Annotated in this window: 11 protein-coding genes; all 11 read right to left on the bottom strand. The window is 73.3% G+C overall.

The features are described from left to right. Nucleotides 1-41: 41 nt before the first annotated feature. On the bottom strand, nucleotides 42-1124 hold the full coding sequence (gene chvE / locus ACFO4E_RS03450) for a multiple monosaccharide ABC transporter substrate-binding protein (protein ID WP_378571450.1): 1083 nt from the start codon (nucleotides 1122-1124) through the stop codon (nucleotides 42-44). Nucleotides 1125-1168: 44 nt separating this feature from the next. After that, on the bottom strand, nucleotides 1169-2680 hold the full coding sequence (gene arfA, locus ACFO4E_RS03445; protein WP_378571448.1) for an arabinosylfuranosidase ArfA: 1512 nt from the start codon (nucleotides 2678-2680) through the stop codon (nucleotides 1169-1171). Nucleotides 2681-2753: 73 nt separating this feature from the next. Beyond that, nucleotides 2754-3611 carry a carbohydrate ABC transporter permease gene (locus ACFO4E_RS03440; RefSeq protein ID WP_378571446.1) on the bottom strand — a complete coding sequence of 286 codons (858 nt, stop codon included), beginning with the start codon at nucleotides 3609-3611 and terminating at the stop codon, nucleotides 2754-2756. Beyond that, the gene (locus ACFO4E_RS03435; RefSeq protein WP_378571444.1) at nucleotides 3608-4573 is read right to left on the bottom strand and encodes a carbohydrate ABC transporter permease; all 966 of its coding nucleotides are present in this window, start codon (nucleotides 4571-4573) and stop codon (nucleotides 3608-3610) included. Before ACFO4E_RS03435 ends, ACFO4E_RS03440 begins: the two co-directional genes overlap by 4 nt. A gap of 49 nt (nucleotides 4574-4622) precedes the next feature. After that, nucleotides 4623-5942: an extracellular solute-binding protein gene (locus ACFO4E_RS03430; RefSeq protein WP_378571443.1), complete on the bottom strand. Its 1320-nt coding sequence runs from the start codon at nucleotides 5940-5942 to the stop codon at nucleotides 4623-4625. A gap of 143 nt (nucleotides 5943-6085) precedes the next feature. Beyond that, entirely contained in the window at nucleotides 6086-7444 is a 1359-nt protein-coding gene (locus ACFO4E_RS03425; RefSeq protein ID WP_378571619.1) for an L-arabinose isomerase family protein, read from the bottom strand. A gap of 35 nt (nucleotides 7445-7479) precedes the next feature. Further along, the gene (locus tag ACFO4E_RS03420) at nucleotides 7480-8163 is read right to left on the bottom strand and encodes an L-ribulose-5-phosphate 4-epimerase (RefSeq protein WP_378571441.1); all 684 of its coding nucleotides are present in this window, start codon (nucleotides 8161-8163) and stop codon (nucleotides 7480-7482) included. Nucleotides 8164-8171: 8 nt separating this feature from the next. Further along, a complete protein-coding gene (gene araB / locus ACFO4E_RS03415) occupies nucleotides 8172-9854 on the bottom strand; it encodes a ribulokinase (protein ID WP_378571439.1) in 1683 nt (560 codons plus the stop codon). Nucleotides 9855-9877: 23 nt separating this feature from the next. Continuing rightward, nucleotides 9878-10906, bottom strand: coding sequence for a LacI family DNA-binding transcriptional regulator (locus tag ACFO4E_RS03410; RefSeq protein WP_378571618.1), 1029 nt, complete (start codon nucleotides 10904-10906; stop codon nucleotides 9878-9880). Between the two features lie 312 nt (nucleotides 10907-11218). Further along, nucleotides 11219-12478: a deoxyguanosinetriphosphate triphosphohydrolase gene (locus tag ACFO4E_RS03405; RefSeq protein WP_378571437.1), complete on the bottom strand. Its 1260-nt coding sequence runs from the start codon at nucleotides 12476-12478 to the stop codon at nucleotides 11219-11221. Nucleotides 12479-12522: 44 nt separating this feature from the next. Next, entirely contained in the window at nucleotides 12523-13581 is a 1059-nt protein-coding gene (locus ACFO4E_RS03400; protein WP_378571435.1) for a YdcF family protein, read from the bottom strand. Nucleotides 13582-13799 lie beyond the last annotated feature (218 nt).

Here is a 13799-nt window from a genome sequence, read left to right as displayed (position 1 = left end):
CGGGCGACCACCGCCTCCCCGCGGGCGTTCCGGGCCCGCGCTCACGCGATGTCCTCGGGCTCGTAGAAGCCGCTCTCCAGCAGCTCCGCCTCGTAGTTGTCGATGTCGACCGAGACCGGCTCCAGCAGGTAGGCGGGCACGACCCTTTCGCCGTTGTCGTAGCTCTCGGTGTCGTTGACCTCGGGCTCCTCGCCGCGGACGACGGCGTCGGTCATGTTCACCGCGGACTCCGCGAGCATCCGGAAGTCCTTGAAGACGGTCTGGGTCTGCTCACCGCCGATGATGGACTTCACCGACGCCACCTCGGCGTCCTGCCCGGTGATCACCGGCAGCGGCCGGTCCTCGGTGCCGTAGCCCACTGCCTGGAGCGAGGAGATCACCCCGATGCTGATGCCGTCGTAGGGCGACAGCACCGCGTCCACCTCCTCGTCGGAGTAGTTGGCGCTGAGCAGGTTGTCCATGCGCGCCTGCGCGGTGGCACCGTCCCAGCGCAGGGTGGCGATCTGCTCCACCTCGGTCTGGCCGCTGCGGACCTCCAGGACGCCGTCGTCGATGTAGGGCTGGAGCACCGACATGGCGCCCTCGAAGAAGAAGGCGGTGTTGTTGTCGTCGGGCGAGCCGGCGAACAGCTCGATGGAGAAGGGGCCCTCCTCGTTCTCCAGGTCCAGGGCCTGTTCGATGTACTCGCCCTGGAGCACGCCCACTTGGTGGTTGTCGAAGGTCGCGTAGTAGTCGACGTTCTCGGTCCCCAGGAGCAGCCGGTCATAGGAGATCACGGGGATGTCGGCGTCGGCCGCCGTCTGGAGGACATCGTTCAGCGCCGAGCCGTCGATGGGGGCGATGACCAGGGCGTCGACGTCCTTGGTGATCATGTTCTCGATCTGGGAGACCTGGTTCTCCACCACGTCCTCGGCGTATTGCAGGTCGGTGCCGTAGCCGGCCTCCTCGAACTGCTCCACCATGTTGTTGCCGTCGGCGACCCAGCGCTCGGAGGACTGGGTCGGCATGGCGATGCCGATGAGGCCGTTCTCGCCGTCGTCGCGCGCGGCGTCGCCGACGCCGCCGCACGAGGTCGCCAAGAGGGTGGCGCCGAGGAGCACCGCGGCCGTGAGCTTTCCGTTCAATGTCGTCACCTCGTTGTGTCGGGACTACTGGGGGTCAGGCGCGCTCAATCGGCGAGCGCGAGCCTGATGACGGTCCAGGACACCGGGGGCAGGACGGCTGTGAGGCGGCCGTCCTGGAGCCGGATGTCCTTGTTGGGCCGGGGCACCACGCGGTCGGGTGCCTCGGCGGTGTTGGCGGCGTAGGCGTCGTCGTCGGACAGGGTCCGGCAGTCGGCGACGCCCCGCGCCTCCAGGCCGCGCAGGTCGATATCGAGGCTCACCTGCTCGGTGGTCGAGCGGTTCACCACGAACACCGCGGCCTGGCCGTTGTCGGGGTCGTGGGTGGCGACCGCGTCGATGACGGGGACCTCGCCGTGGCGGGCGGTCTCGTGGACGGGGGCGTCGGGCTCGACCCGCAGCACCTGTCCGGCCGCCGCCGCGGCGGTGATCGCGAAGGGGTGGAAGATCGTCTGGCGCCAGGCGGGACCGCCGGGCTCGGTCATGATCGGGGCGATCACGTTGACGAGCTGGGCCTGGCTGGCGGCGGTGACCCGGTCGCTGTGGCGCAGCAGGGAGATGAGCAGGTTGCCCACCACCACGGCGTCGGCCACGTTGTAGCGGTCCTCGATGACGCGGGGGGCGATCGGCCAGTCGGTGCGCGGCTCCTCGTCGTGGAAGCGGCTCTGGTACCAGACGTTCCACTCGTCGAACGAGAGCTGGATGCGCTTGGTGCGCTTGAGCCGGGCGCGCACGCTGTCGGCGGTGGCGACCACGGACTCGATGAAGTGGTCCATGTCCGCGGTGGAGGCGAGGAAGCTCGCGAGGTCGCCGTCGTGCTCCTGGTAGTAGGCGTGCAGCGAGATGTAGTCGACGCTGTCATAGGCGAGCTCCAGGACCTCGGCCTCCCAGGCGCCGAAGGTCGGCATCGCGGAGTTGGAGCTCCCGCAGGCCACGAGCTCCAGACCGGGGTCGCCGGCGCGCATGGCGGCGGCGGTCTCGGCGGCGAGCCGGCCGTACTCCCGGGCGGTCTTGTGGCCGGTCTGCCAGGGGCCGTCCAGCTCGTTGCCCAGGCACCACATGCGGATGTCGTGGGGGTCGGGGGCGCCGTTGGCGACGCGCCGGTCGGACAGGTGGGTGCCGCCGGGGTGGTTGGCGTATTCGAGCAGGTCGACGGCTTCCTGCAGGCCGCGCGTGCCGAGGTTGAGGGCCATCATCGGCTCGATGCCGAGCTTGCGCGTCCACCGGATGAACTCGTCGAGGCCGAACCGGTTGGTCTCGGTGCTGTGCCAGGCGAGGTCGCGGCGGACGGGGCGGCCGTCCTTGGGGCCGACGCCGTCCTCCCAGCGGTAGCCGGACACGAAGTTGCCGCCGGGGTAGCGCACGGTGGTGACGCCGAGTTCCCGGACGAGGTCGGCGACGTCCCCGCGGAAGCCGTCGCCGTCGGCGGTGGGGTGGCCGGGCTCGTAGATCCCGGTGTAGACGCAGCGCCCCATGTGCTCCACGAACGAGCCGAACGTGCGGCGGTGGACGGGGGCGATGCGGAAGGCGGGGTCGAGGGTCATCGAGGCGGTGAGCATGTGCGGCTTCCCCTGGAGGTCGGTGGCGGTCGTGGAGCGACGGGCGGCGGGACGGGGTGGGATCCGGGGGCGGTCACTTGAGCCCGGCGTCGGTGACGCCGCGGACGACTTGGCGCTGGAAGAGCAGGAACACGACGATGAGCGGGAGGGCTCCCAGGACGGCGGCGGCCATCTGCTGCGCGTACTGGATGCCGTAGGCGCCCTGCACCGTGCCCAGGCCGACGGGGACGGTCATGAGGGCGGGGTCGGTGGTGGCGATGAAGGGCCACAGGAAGTTGTTCCAGGACTGGACGAAGGTGAAGATGCCGACGGCCGCGAGGACGGGCGTGGACATCGGCAGCACGACGCTCCACAGGATGCGCGCGTGGCCGGCGCCGTCCAGCCGGGCGGCCTCCTCGTAGTCGCCGGGGATGGCGTCGAAGAAGCGCTTGAGGATGAACACCATCATCGGAGCCACCACCTGGGGCAGCGCGACGCCCCAGTAGGTGTCGACCAGCCCCAGGTAGGTCATCTCGTCGAACAGCGGCACGATGAGGACCTGCGGCGGCACCAGGATGCCCGCGATGAACAGGGCGAACAGCCAGGACCGGCCGGGGAACTCGGTCTTGGAGAACGCGTAGGCGGCCAGCGCGCACACCACGAGCGTGAGCACGGTGACCACGGTCGAGATCGCCACGCTGTTGACCAGCCACCGCTGGAGGTCGCCCTGGGCGATGACGGTCCGGTAGGCGGCGAAGGTGGGCCCCAGCGGCAGCCACCGGATGGGCACGGCGGTCGTCTCGCCCTCGGGCTTGAGCGAGGTCAGCACCGCCCAGGCGAGCGGGATGAGCCAGGCCACGGCCAGGAACAGCGCCGAGACGGTCAGGGCGGCGCCGCCGGGGCTCACCCGCGGCCGGGGGCGGGCCGTGCCGCGGGGGGTCGCGGTGGTCACAGGGTGTCCCCCTTCCGGGCGAACACGCGGAACTGGAGCACCGACACGACGACGATGACGGCGAAGAAGAGGTAGGAGATCGCCGACGCGTAGCCGATCCGCAGGCCGGTGAACCCGGTGTCGAACACGTAGCCGATGATCGGCCGGGCGGCGAAGTCGGGCCCGCCGGAGCCCGCCGTCATGAGGTACGCCTGGTCGAACAGCTTGAGCGAGGCCACCATCTGGAGCAGCACGATGAGGGCGGTGGTGCGGCGCAGCAGCGGCAGCGTGATCCGGGTCAGCCGCTGCCAGGCGCCCGCCCCGTCGAGCGCGGCGGCCTCGTGCACGTAGCCGGGGATGCCCTGGAGCGCCGCCAGGTAGAGCAGGAAGTTGAACCCCACCGTCCACCACACGGTCGTGATCGCCACCGCGATGAGCACGACGTTCTCGTCGGTCAGCCACGCCACCTCGCCCAGGCCCACCGCCGTGAGGGCCCCGTTGACCGCGCCGAACCCGGGCTGGTACATCCACACCCAGATCAGCGAGACCACGGCCACCGGCAGCACGTACGGCGCGAAGAACGAGAACCGCAGGAACCAGCCGAGCCGGGCCACGCGGTTGGTGAGCAGCGCCATCGCCAGGGCCACCAGCACCAGCGGCGGCGTGCTGACCAGGGTGAACAGCAGGGTGACCCACATCGACCGCCACATCGCGGTGTCGCCGGCCAGTTCCCGCCAGTTGGCCAGGCCCACGACGTCGGCGTCGGGGCGGGCCAGGCTGCGGTCGGTGAAGGAGGTCCACAGCCCGGCGGCCATGGGCCATACGAGGAACGCCGCGAACAGCACGGTGAAGGGCAGCACGAACCACAGGCCGGTGAGGGCGCCGGTGCGGCGGGCGCGGCCCGCCCGGCCGCGGCGCCCGGGGCCGGTGCCGGGGCGCGGAGGCGGTGTCCCCGCGGCCACGGTGTCGGCGTGAGCGGTCATGTCGGGCTCCCAGCGGGTACGCGGGGCGGAAGGGTGGGGGGTCCGGCCATCACACCGGCTCCGGGGTGTCGATGAGCCGCTGGGCGGCCCGTTTGAGCCGGTCCAGGGCCACTTCGGGGGTGACCGCGCCGGTGTGCAGGCCGCTCATGATCGCGGCGGCCTCGTTCTGCAAGGGGGCGGCCGAACCGCTGAACCACGCCTCGGGGTCGAACTGCACGTCGGCCGCCGCGTGCCGGTATTCGGCCTGGGGCCGCAGGTCGGCGTACTCCGGGCTCTCGGCCACCGGCAGGTAGGCCGGGGTGTGCCCGCCGCCGGCCCAGGTGATGCTGTTCTTCAGCATCCACGCGGCGTACTCCACGGCCGCGCGCACGGCGGCGTCGTCGCGGTCGCGCCGGTGCGGCAGGACCAGGGCGTGGCAGTCCCCTTGGCCGAGCTCGGGCCCGAAGATCGCCGGGAAGGGCCGCATGCCGAAGTCCATCCCCGCGTTCTGGAACGTGGCGATCTCCCAGTTGCCCGTGAGCAGCAGGCCGGCGATGCCGTTCTGGAAGTTGGCGGGGGTACCGGGGGCGTCGGAGGACTGCGGCGCCAGCCCCTCCGCGGAGAGGCGGCGCAGGAAGTCCAGCGACCGCAGCGCCTTGTCGTCGTCGATGCCCAGTTCGCCGTCGAAGGTCATCTCGCCGCCCTGCTGGCGGTAGAGCGACCAGAAGTGGCGCCAGGCCGCGATGGTCTCGATCGAGAGCGCGTACTGGCCGGTGACCTCCTTGACCGCGGTGAGCAGGTCGAAGAACTCCTCCGGGCCCGAGGTGGCGATCAGCTCGCCGCCGGCGTCGAGCACCCCGGCCTCGGCGCAGATCTCGCGGTTGTAGTAGGTGACCGTCAGGTGGGTGTCGAGCGGGACGGCGTAGAGCTCGCCGTCGACCACGCACTTCTCCCAGACGTTGGCCAGCACGTCGGCCTCTGTCACCCCGTACTCGGCGAGCAGGCCGGCGGGCACCGGATCGATGAGGGTGCCCGCGCCCAGGCCGCGCAGCCGCGACAGGTGCAGGGTGCCGATGTCGAAGGCGCGCCCGCCGGCGGCCCCCATGACGAACTTGGTGTAGTAGGGGTTGCCCCACAGGTAGGTGGTGGGCTGGAAGTCGATGCCGGGGTGCTCGCGCCGGTAGGCGTCGTGCATCTCGACCATGCGGGCGCCGTCGCCGCCGGTGAACAGGTTCCACTGGCGCAGCCGCGTCCGGCCGCCGCCCGGCAGGGGCCCGGCGGGGCCGCAGCCGGCGAGTCCGAGGCCGGCCGCCGCCAGCCCGCCGGCGAGGAACGCGCGGCGGCCGGGCCCGGCGGCCGGGGGCGGGGTCGGGGTGCTTCTGGTGCGCATGGCAACTCCTCTGCCTGGTGCTGCGCCGGTGCGGCCGTTCCCCCGGGGGCCGCGGTGGGTGGCGGGGCCGTCGCCCCTCTGTGGGCCGTGGCCCGGCCCGCCCGCCGCTGTGCGCCGCGGGTGGGCCGGGTCCGGTCCGCGGGTCAGACCCGCACGAACTCGATTCCGGTGAGGCGACAGAACACCTGCCAGTCGGCGGCCGTGCGGCCCAGGTTCATGACCATGTGGTGGGTCCCCCCGGCGCGCAGCCAGCCGTCCATGCACCCGCGGATGCCGGAATCGGGCCGGAACTGCCCGTAGGGCATCTCCAGGGACGGCAGCCGCTGGGAGTCGAGCACCTCCCCCTCGGCCACGACCAGCCGGAAGTCCTCCCCGCCGAGGGAGACCAGCGAGGCGATGGTGGCGGGCCCCGGCTTGATGCGGAACAGCAGGGTCGGCGGGTCGGCGAGGCCGCCGATGCCCAGGGGGCGCTTGATGAGCCGGACGGGCTCGTCGTCGCGGGCCACCTTCCAGTTGCCCTCCCCCATGTGGCTCATGAGGATGGAGTCGGTGGGGAAGTCCATCGCGTACATCTCGGTGAAGTGGCCGTCGCCGGCGAGCCGGTGCCCGGCGTGCACGACGGCGGCGGCCAGCACGTCGCCCTCCCCGGCGAAGCCGTAGCCCTCGGCCATGAGGCTGGAGGCGGCGGCCATGGGCAGCCGGGCGAAGCGGCCGTCCTCGGCGATGGCGTCGAAGTGCGTGGAGTACGCGCCGCAGCCGTGCTCGACGAGCAGCTTCTCGATGCCCAGCTGCATGCGGGCGTGGTCCTCACGCTCCTCCTTGGACAGACGCTCGTCGACCTCGAACGCGGCGTCCTCGCGCTCCATGAGCGCGGCCACGGCCGAGCCGGGCAGCTCCGCCATGGTGCGGTGCAGCTCCCCGGGGGCGATGACCTCGATCTCGGGGCCGAGCTTGCGCAGGAGGGCGGTCTCGTCGAACCGGGCGTCGCCCATCCCGTTCATGGCGTAGCCGAAGACGCCCACCCGGAGCCGCTTCCACGCGGTGGCCGCGCGGGCGGCGCGCGCCCAGCGCCCCACGCGTTCGGCGAACGCGGCGCTGGGCCACTCCTCGGTCACGACGTCGAACGGCAGCCCGGCCCGCACCATGGCGTTCGCGGTGTCCTGGGCGCCGTGGATGCCCTGGTTGTACGTCATGTCGTCCATGTCCCACGCCGGGGTGACCGCGGGCTCGGGCTGGATGTTGGCCAGGCAGACCGGCAGCCGCATCTGGTCGAACACGCGGGTGACGCGCAGCGAGGGGCCGTAGGTGAGCATGACGACGAGGACGCCGTCGAGGTCGTCGTTCTCGAACCCGCGGACCGCGCGCTCGGCGTCGGCGCGCCCGCGGACGGGCGCTCCGACCACGCAGTCGGCGACGTCGGCCAGGCTCTCCGCGATGCGGCGCGCGTAGGCGGCCTGGTGCTCGGTGATGCCGGGGATCATGTCGTCGTAGAGCGGCTGCATGATGCCGAGGATCCCGATGCTGGGCAGGCGTTCGGTCACGAGTCAGTTCCTCTTCTCTGGCCGTAGACGTTCTGGTAGCGGTCGTAGAGGGCGTCGATGTGGTGCTGGGGCAGGCGCTCGACGGGACCGTTCTGCCGCGCCAGGTGGACGGTGCGGGCGACGTCCTCGCACATCACCGCGGCCTTGACCGCGGCCTTGGGGTCCGGGCCGATGGTGAAGACGCCGTGGCCGCTCATGAGGACCGCGGGCGAGCGGTGCCCGGAGAGCGTCGCGACGATCCCCTTGCCGATGTCGTCCCCGCCGATCAGGGCGAACGGCCCGACGGGGATGTCGTCGCCGAACTCGTCGGCCATGGCCGTGATGGCGCAGGGGATGGGCTCGTTGCGCGCGGCCCAGGCCGTGGCGTAGGGGCTGTGGGTGTGCACGACCCCCCCGACCTCGGGCATGGCGCGGTAGACGTAGGCGTGGGCGTCGGTGTCGCTGGAGGGAGCGTGCCGCCCCTCGGCCACGGCGCCGTTGAGGTCGCAGACGACGATGGACTCCGGGGTGAGGTCGTCGTAGGTGACCCCGCTGGGCTTGATGGCGATCAGGTCGGTGCCCGGGATGCGGGCGGAGATGTTGCCGCTGGTCCAGGTGACGAGGTTCCAGCGCAGGAGTTCGGCGTGCAGGGCGCACACCTCGGCGCGGGTGTGCTCGGCTGCGGGGGGCAGGGCGGTCATGGCGTCCTTCAGCTGCTGAGGCTCTGGTTGCGGAGGGCGCGCAGGCGGTGCAGGGCGTCGCTGCCGCCGCGGCCGAAGTGGTCGTGGAGTTCGGTGTAGACGGCGTAGAGGTCGTCGTAGGCGGCGGAGCGGCCGGGGTCGGGCAGCACGGCGTCGCGGGTGGTGCTGCCCATGGCCGCGGAGGCGGCGGCGATGTCGGGGTGGGCCCCGGCGGCCACGGCGGCGTGGATGGCCGAGCCCAGTGCGGGGGCCTCGTCGGAGTCGGCCACGTGCAGCGGGCGGCCGAGGACGTCGGCGTAGATCCGCATCACGAACGCGTTGCGCTTGAGGCCGCCGGCGACCGTCAGCTCCGCCACCGGCACCCCCGATCCGGCGAAGGCGTCCAGGATGGTGCGGGTGCCGAACGCGGTCGCCTCGACCAGGGCGCGGTAGACGTCTTCGGGCCGGGTGGCCAGCGTCATCCCGGCGATGACCCCGGAGAGGTCGTGGTCGACCAGCACGGACCGGTTGCCGCTGTGCCAGTCCAGGGCGACCAGGCCGTGCCCGCCCACCGGCTGCGCGGCGGCGCGCCGGGAGAGCACGTCGTGCACGCTGATGCCCTGCTCGCGCGCCTCGCGGACGTACTCGGGCGGGGCGAAGCCCTCGGCCAGCCAGCCGAAGATGTCGCCCACACCGCTCTGCCCGGCCTCGTAGCCCCACAGGCCGGGGGCGATGCCGTCGCGGACGGCGCCGCACATCCCCGGGACCTCGGCGAAGCCGGTGCCGTTCATCACGTGGCAGGTGCTGGTGCCCATGACCGCGAGCATCCGCCCGGGTTCCACGGTCTGCGCCGCGGCCGCGGTGACGTGGGCGTCGACGTTGCCGACGGCGACGGCGGTGCCCTCGGGCAGGCCGGTCCAGGCGGCGGCCTCGGCGGTCAGCCCGCCGGCGCGGTCGCCGAGCTGCGACAGCGGGTGGGCGACCTTCTCCTCGGCGAACCGCGCGAACCGGGGGTCGAGTTCGGCGAGGTAGTCGCGGGTGGGCCAGGCGCCGTCCTGGTGGATGCCCTTGTACCCGGCGGCGCAGACGTTGCGGGTCTCGCGGCCGCACAGCTGCCAGACGATCCAGTCGGCGGCCTCGATCCAGCGGTCGGTGTGGTCGTAGACCTCGGGGTCCTCGCGCAGGACCTGGAGCCCTTTGGCGAACTGCCATTCGGCGGAGACGCGCCCGCCGTAACGGGGCAGCCACGCCTCGCCGCGCCGCCGGGCGAGGGCGTTGATCTCGTCGGCCTCGGCCTGGGCCGCGTGGTGCTTCCACAGCTTGGGGTAGGCGTGGGGGCGGTCGGCGAAACCGGGGAGCTCGCACAGCGGGACACCGGTGGCGGTGGCGGGCAGGACGGTGCAGGCGGTGAAGTCGGTGCCGATGCCGATGACGCGCTCCGGCGCGATGCCGCCGGCGGCCAGTGCCTTGGGGACGGCGTTGCGCAGCACCGCGCGGTAGTCCTCGGGGACCTGGAGGGCGGTGTCGGGCGGGAGCGGGGCGCCGGTCGCGGGCAGGGTCCGGGAGACGACGCCGTGCTCGTAGGGGTGGACGGCGGTGGCGAGTTCGGCGCCGTCGCGGACGCGGACGGCGACGACCCGGCCGGAGAGGGTGCCGAAATCGATCCCGATGACGACGGCATCGTCATTGTTAGCGCTAACATTCGCGTTCACGGGGGGCTCCTCGGTCCGTCGGGCTAGGGTCGGCGGTTCGCGGTACTGGCGCGGGGCACCAGGCGGGCGGGGACGACATGGTGAACGGGCCTGCCACCGCCGGCGCCCGCGGGCTGCCGGAGCAGGTCGAGCAGGAGGCGGATGCTGCGCTGGCCGACCTCGCTGAAGTCCTGGGAGACGGTGGTCAGCGGAGGGGTCAGGAATTCGGCTTCGGGGATGTCGTCGAACCCGGCGACGCTGACGTCCTCGGGGACGCGCACCCCCGCTTCGGCGAAGGCGCGCAGGGTGCCCAGCGCCATCTGGTCGTTGCCGACGAAGACGGCCGTGACATCGGGATCGCGGGCGAGTTCGCGCCCGAGCTCGTAGCCGGATCGGGGCCGCCAGTCGCCGTAGCGGACCTCGGGGACGGGCACCCCGGCCTCCTCCAGCGTCGCCCGCCAGCCGGTGATGCGGCCCTCGGCCTCCAGCCAGTTGCGGGGCCCGGAGATGTGGTGGACGGTGCGGTGCCCGAGGTCGAGCAGGTGGCGGGTCGCCAGGCGGGCTCCCCCGGCCTGGTCCACGCAGACCACGGGCAGGTCGGGTGCGTGCCCGCCCTCGACCGCGACCACCGGTCGGTCGGCGGGCTGGTCGGCCAGCCCCTCGACCACGGTGCGGTGCGGGGCGATGACGATGTAGCCCTCGACGGACTGCTGGGCGAGGTAGTCCATGGCCTCGCGCACGGCCTGCCGGGTGATGGTCTGGAGGGTGACGACGCTGAGGAAGTATCCATCGGCGCGGGCGGCGTGCTCGATCCCGGCGAGGGTCTGGGCCGGGCCGTAGAGCGTGGTGTCGAAGGCGACGGCCCCGATCACCTGGGTCCGGCGGGTCACCAGCGCCCGCGCGGAGGAGTTGCGGCGGTAGCCCAGCTCCTCGATCGCCGCCTGGACCCGCTGCTGGGTCTCGGCCTTGACATTGGGGTGCCCGTTGAGCACGCGGGAGACGGTCTGGTGGGAGACCCCCGCGAGCCGCGCGACATCCGCCATGACGGGGGTGCGCCCGTTGTAAACCGGCATGCGCAACACGACCTCATGATCGTCTCGGATGAAACGTCGACGTGACGTGAGCAACATTGTTAGCGCTAACAAATCCGACCGTCAAGAGGCGTCCACGGCTTCTTTCCCGACGCCCGCGCGCCTCCGCGCCGCAGATCCGCCGGCGACCGGCGCGGTCGGACGGTGCGTGTACGCACGGACACCCGACGCCACCACCGGCCGCCACGCCCCCGGACCCGGCCGCGGACACACCGATCCCGGCCAGGGACCGCGCAGCGGAACCGCACCGGTGCCCGGCCGCCGCCGCGGAGGGCCGCCCGGCGGCCGCGGCGGTCAGGGGGCCGTCAGGCGGGTGTGCCAGGCGGTGGCGGAGGTGTCGGTGAGGGAGGCGACCTGGTCGATGACGACGCGGAGGGCCTCGGCGTCGTCGGTGGCGGCGGCGTGGGCTGCGCGGAACGGGGGTTCGAGGGTGCGGGGCGCGCCCGCCGCCACGGCGTCGACGAGTTCCGCGATGAGTTCGCGCTCGCGCGCCTGGTACTCCCGGGCCTCCGAGCGCGCCATGACGTAGTGCGCGGCCAGCGCCTTGAGCAGCGCGCACTCCAGCAGGGTACGGCGCGGAACCTCCAGCTCGGCGGAGTAGCGGGTGAGCGGGGCGCCGCCGTGGGCCGCGCGGGTGGCGCGCTCGGCGGCCCGGCAGAAGCGCCCGATCAGCTCGCTGGTGAGGTTCTTCAGCGCCGCCAGCGACCCCAGTCCCCCGTCGAACCCGGCCGGCCAGAACGGCTCGGCCAGCAGGTCGCGGAAGACCTCCTCCAGCTCGCCGGCCGGGGCGTCGCAGTAGGCGGAGGCGGCGATGGCGCACACCTCGGCGCGCTCACCGGGCCCGCGCAGCGCGCCCACCCGGATCATCCCCGAGTAGAGCGCGTCCTCCAGGTCGTGCACCGAGTAGGCGACGTCGTCGGACCAGTCCATGACCTGCGCCTCGAAGCAGGTGCGCCCCTCGGGAGCGCCGTCGCGGATCCAGCCGAAGACGGGGGCGTCGTCGGGGTAGTGGTTGAACTTGCGGCTGCCGCCGCCCCCGCCTCGCGGCCAGGGGTACTTGAGGGTGGCGTCCAGCGTCGCCCGCGTGAGGTTCAGGCCGGCGCTGCTCGGGCGATCGCCGCCGCCGACGACGACCTTGCCCTCCAGCCGGGTGAGCAGCCGCAGGCTCTGCGCGTTGCCTTCGAAGCCCCCGCAGGCCGCGGCGGCGGCGTCCAGCGCGGTCTCGCCGTTGTGGCCGAACGGCGGGTGGCCGAGGTCGTGGGCGAGGCAGGCCGCCTCGACGAGGTCGGGGTCGCAGCCCAGCGCGGCGCCGAGTTCGCGCCCGATCTGGGCGCACTCCAGCGAATGGGTGAGCCGGGTGCGCGGGAAGTCGCTCGCGCCCGGCTGCACCACCTGTGTCTTGGCGGCGAGCCGGCGCAGGGCGAAGCTGTGCAGCACCCGCGCGCGGTCGCGCTCGAAGGGGCCGCGGGCGCGGTTCTTGGGCGGTTCGGCGGCCCAGCGCCGCCGGTCGTCCGGCCCGTATCCGGGCGGGACGGCCTCGGAGGTGTCTGCCATGGTGGGTCCTCGGCGCTCGTGCGGTCCGCGGGGCGGAGGCCGCCTCAGCTGGCGGCGTCGACCTCGATGTCGCTGCTGTCGCCGAAGATCCAGTAGTACCAGAGCGACGCGGTCTCGCGGGTGATGTACCAGAGCTGGGTCTCGCGCTCCAGCACCGCGGGACCGGAGCGGGACGGAGAGGTGGCGGCCTCGATGCCGAAGTCGTCGGCCATGACCTTCGACCGCAGGCTGTGCCAGGGGTCGCTGACGATCACCGCCGAGCCCCACCCGCGGTCGTCGAAGACGCGTGCCACGGCCTCGATGCTCTGGAGGGTGTCGCTGCCCTCGCCGATGGCGACGACCTGCGCGGCCGGGACGCCCCGGGCGGCGACCAGCCAGTCGCGGCCGCTGCCGGCCTCGGTGAAGTTGTCGCCCGGCTGGTTGCCGCCGACGGTGACGATGACGGGGGCGACGCCTTCGGCGTAGAGGTCGGCGGCGTGCTGGAGGCGGGCCTCGAAGATCGGTGACGGGTTCCCGTTGTACTGGCTGGCGCCCAGGACGACGATCGCGTCGGAGGTGGGGCGGTCGTCCATGCGGGCCGTGTACCACACCCAGGCCCAGGTGCCGGGGGGCAGGGCGATCGCCACCAGGACGACGAGGGCGACGAGCCGTCCCCACCGGAACCGGCGGCGGCCGGGCCGGGAGCGCGGCAGCGGGGGCCGCGCGGGGCCGCGCGGGGCGCGGCGGGTCTCGGGCCGGGTGAACGTGCGGGTGCGATCGGCGCCCGGATCGTCCTCATAGGGGTCGGCGGGCTCACCGCCGGCCGGCCGGGTGAACACGCGGGTGCGGTCGGCACCCGGGGCGTCGCCGTAGCGGTCGCCGGGGGCGTCGCCGGCGGGCCGGGTGAACGTGCGGGTTCGGAGGTCGTCGGCGGGTCCGCCCCAGGCGTCCGAGCCGCCGGAGGGGCCCTGCGGCGGCGCGCCGGGGGCGCGATCGCGGCCGTGCGCGGCGGTATCGCCTGCTCCGGAGGGGCCGCGGGTGAACGCCCGGGTGGCCTCTGGGCCGGGCGTGGCCGGACCGCCGTCCGGCGGCCCATCGCCGCGCTCATCCCCCGCTGTCCGCACCACTCACCCCCACACAGATGGACGGATGCCCTGACGATAGCCGACACCGGGGGCCGCCGGAGACGTTCCGGCGCCGCCTCCGGCAGGGCTCGCGGGGGAAAGCCGGCTCCCCGCGCGTCGCGGCCAAGTGTATGTCACGGCGAGGTCACGGCGCGATCGCGCGAGGGGCGCGTTCGCGCCGGGGAAAGCGCGGGGGCGCCGCACCGCGCCCCCGCTGG

The sequence above is a fragment of the Nocardiopsis mangrovi genome (assembly GCF_042653925.1).
Taxonomy (GTDB): domain Bacteria; phylum Actinomycetota; class Actinomycetes; order Streptosporangiales; family Streptosporangiaceae; genus Nocardiopsis_B; species Nocardiopsis_B mangrovi.
The sequence above is the reverse complement of the archived record's forward strand: the minus strand, read 5'-3'. Positions and strand labels throughout refer to the sequence as shown.

Bases quoted from the DNA above. Each gene is read 5' to 3' on its own strand.
- ACFO4E_RS03425 (WP_378571619.1), bottom strand. From the start codon at position 7,444: ATGCAGCCGCTCTACGACGACATGATCCCCGGCATCACCGAGCACCAG.
- ACFO4E_RS03430 (WP_378571443.1), bottom strand. From the start codon at position 5,942: ATGCGCACCAGAAGCACCCCGACCCCGCCCCCGGCCGCCGGGCCCGGC.
- ACFO4E_RS03410 (WP_378571618.1), bottom strand. From the start codon at position 10,906: ATGCCGGTTTACAACGGGCGCACCCCCGTCATGGCGGATGTCGCGCGG.
- ACFO4E_RS03435 (WP_378571444.1), bottom strand. From the start codon at position 4,573: ATGACCGCTCACGCCGACACCGTGGCCGCGGGGACACCGCCTCCGCGC.
- ACFO4E_RS03405 (WP_378571437.1), bottom strand. From the start codon at position 12,478: ATGGCAGACACCTCCGAGGCCGTCCCGCCCGGATACGGGCCGGACGAC.
- arfA (WP_378571448.1), bottom strand. From the start codon at position 2,680: ATGCTCACCGCCTCGATGACCCTCGACCCCGCCTTCCGCATCGCCCCC.
- ACFO4E_RS03420 (WP_378571441.1), bottom strand. From the start codon at position 8,163: ATGACCGCCCTGCCCCCCGCAGCCGAGCACACCCGCGCCGAGGTGTGC.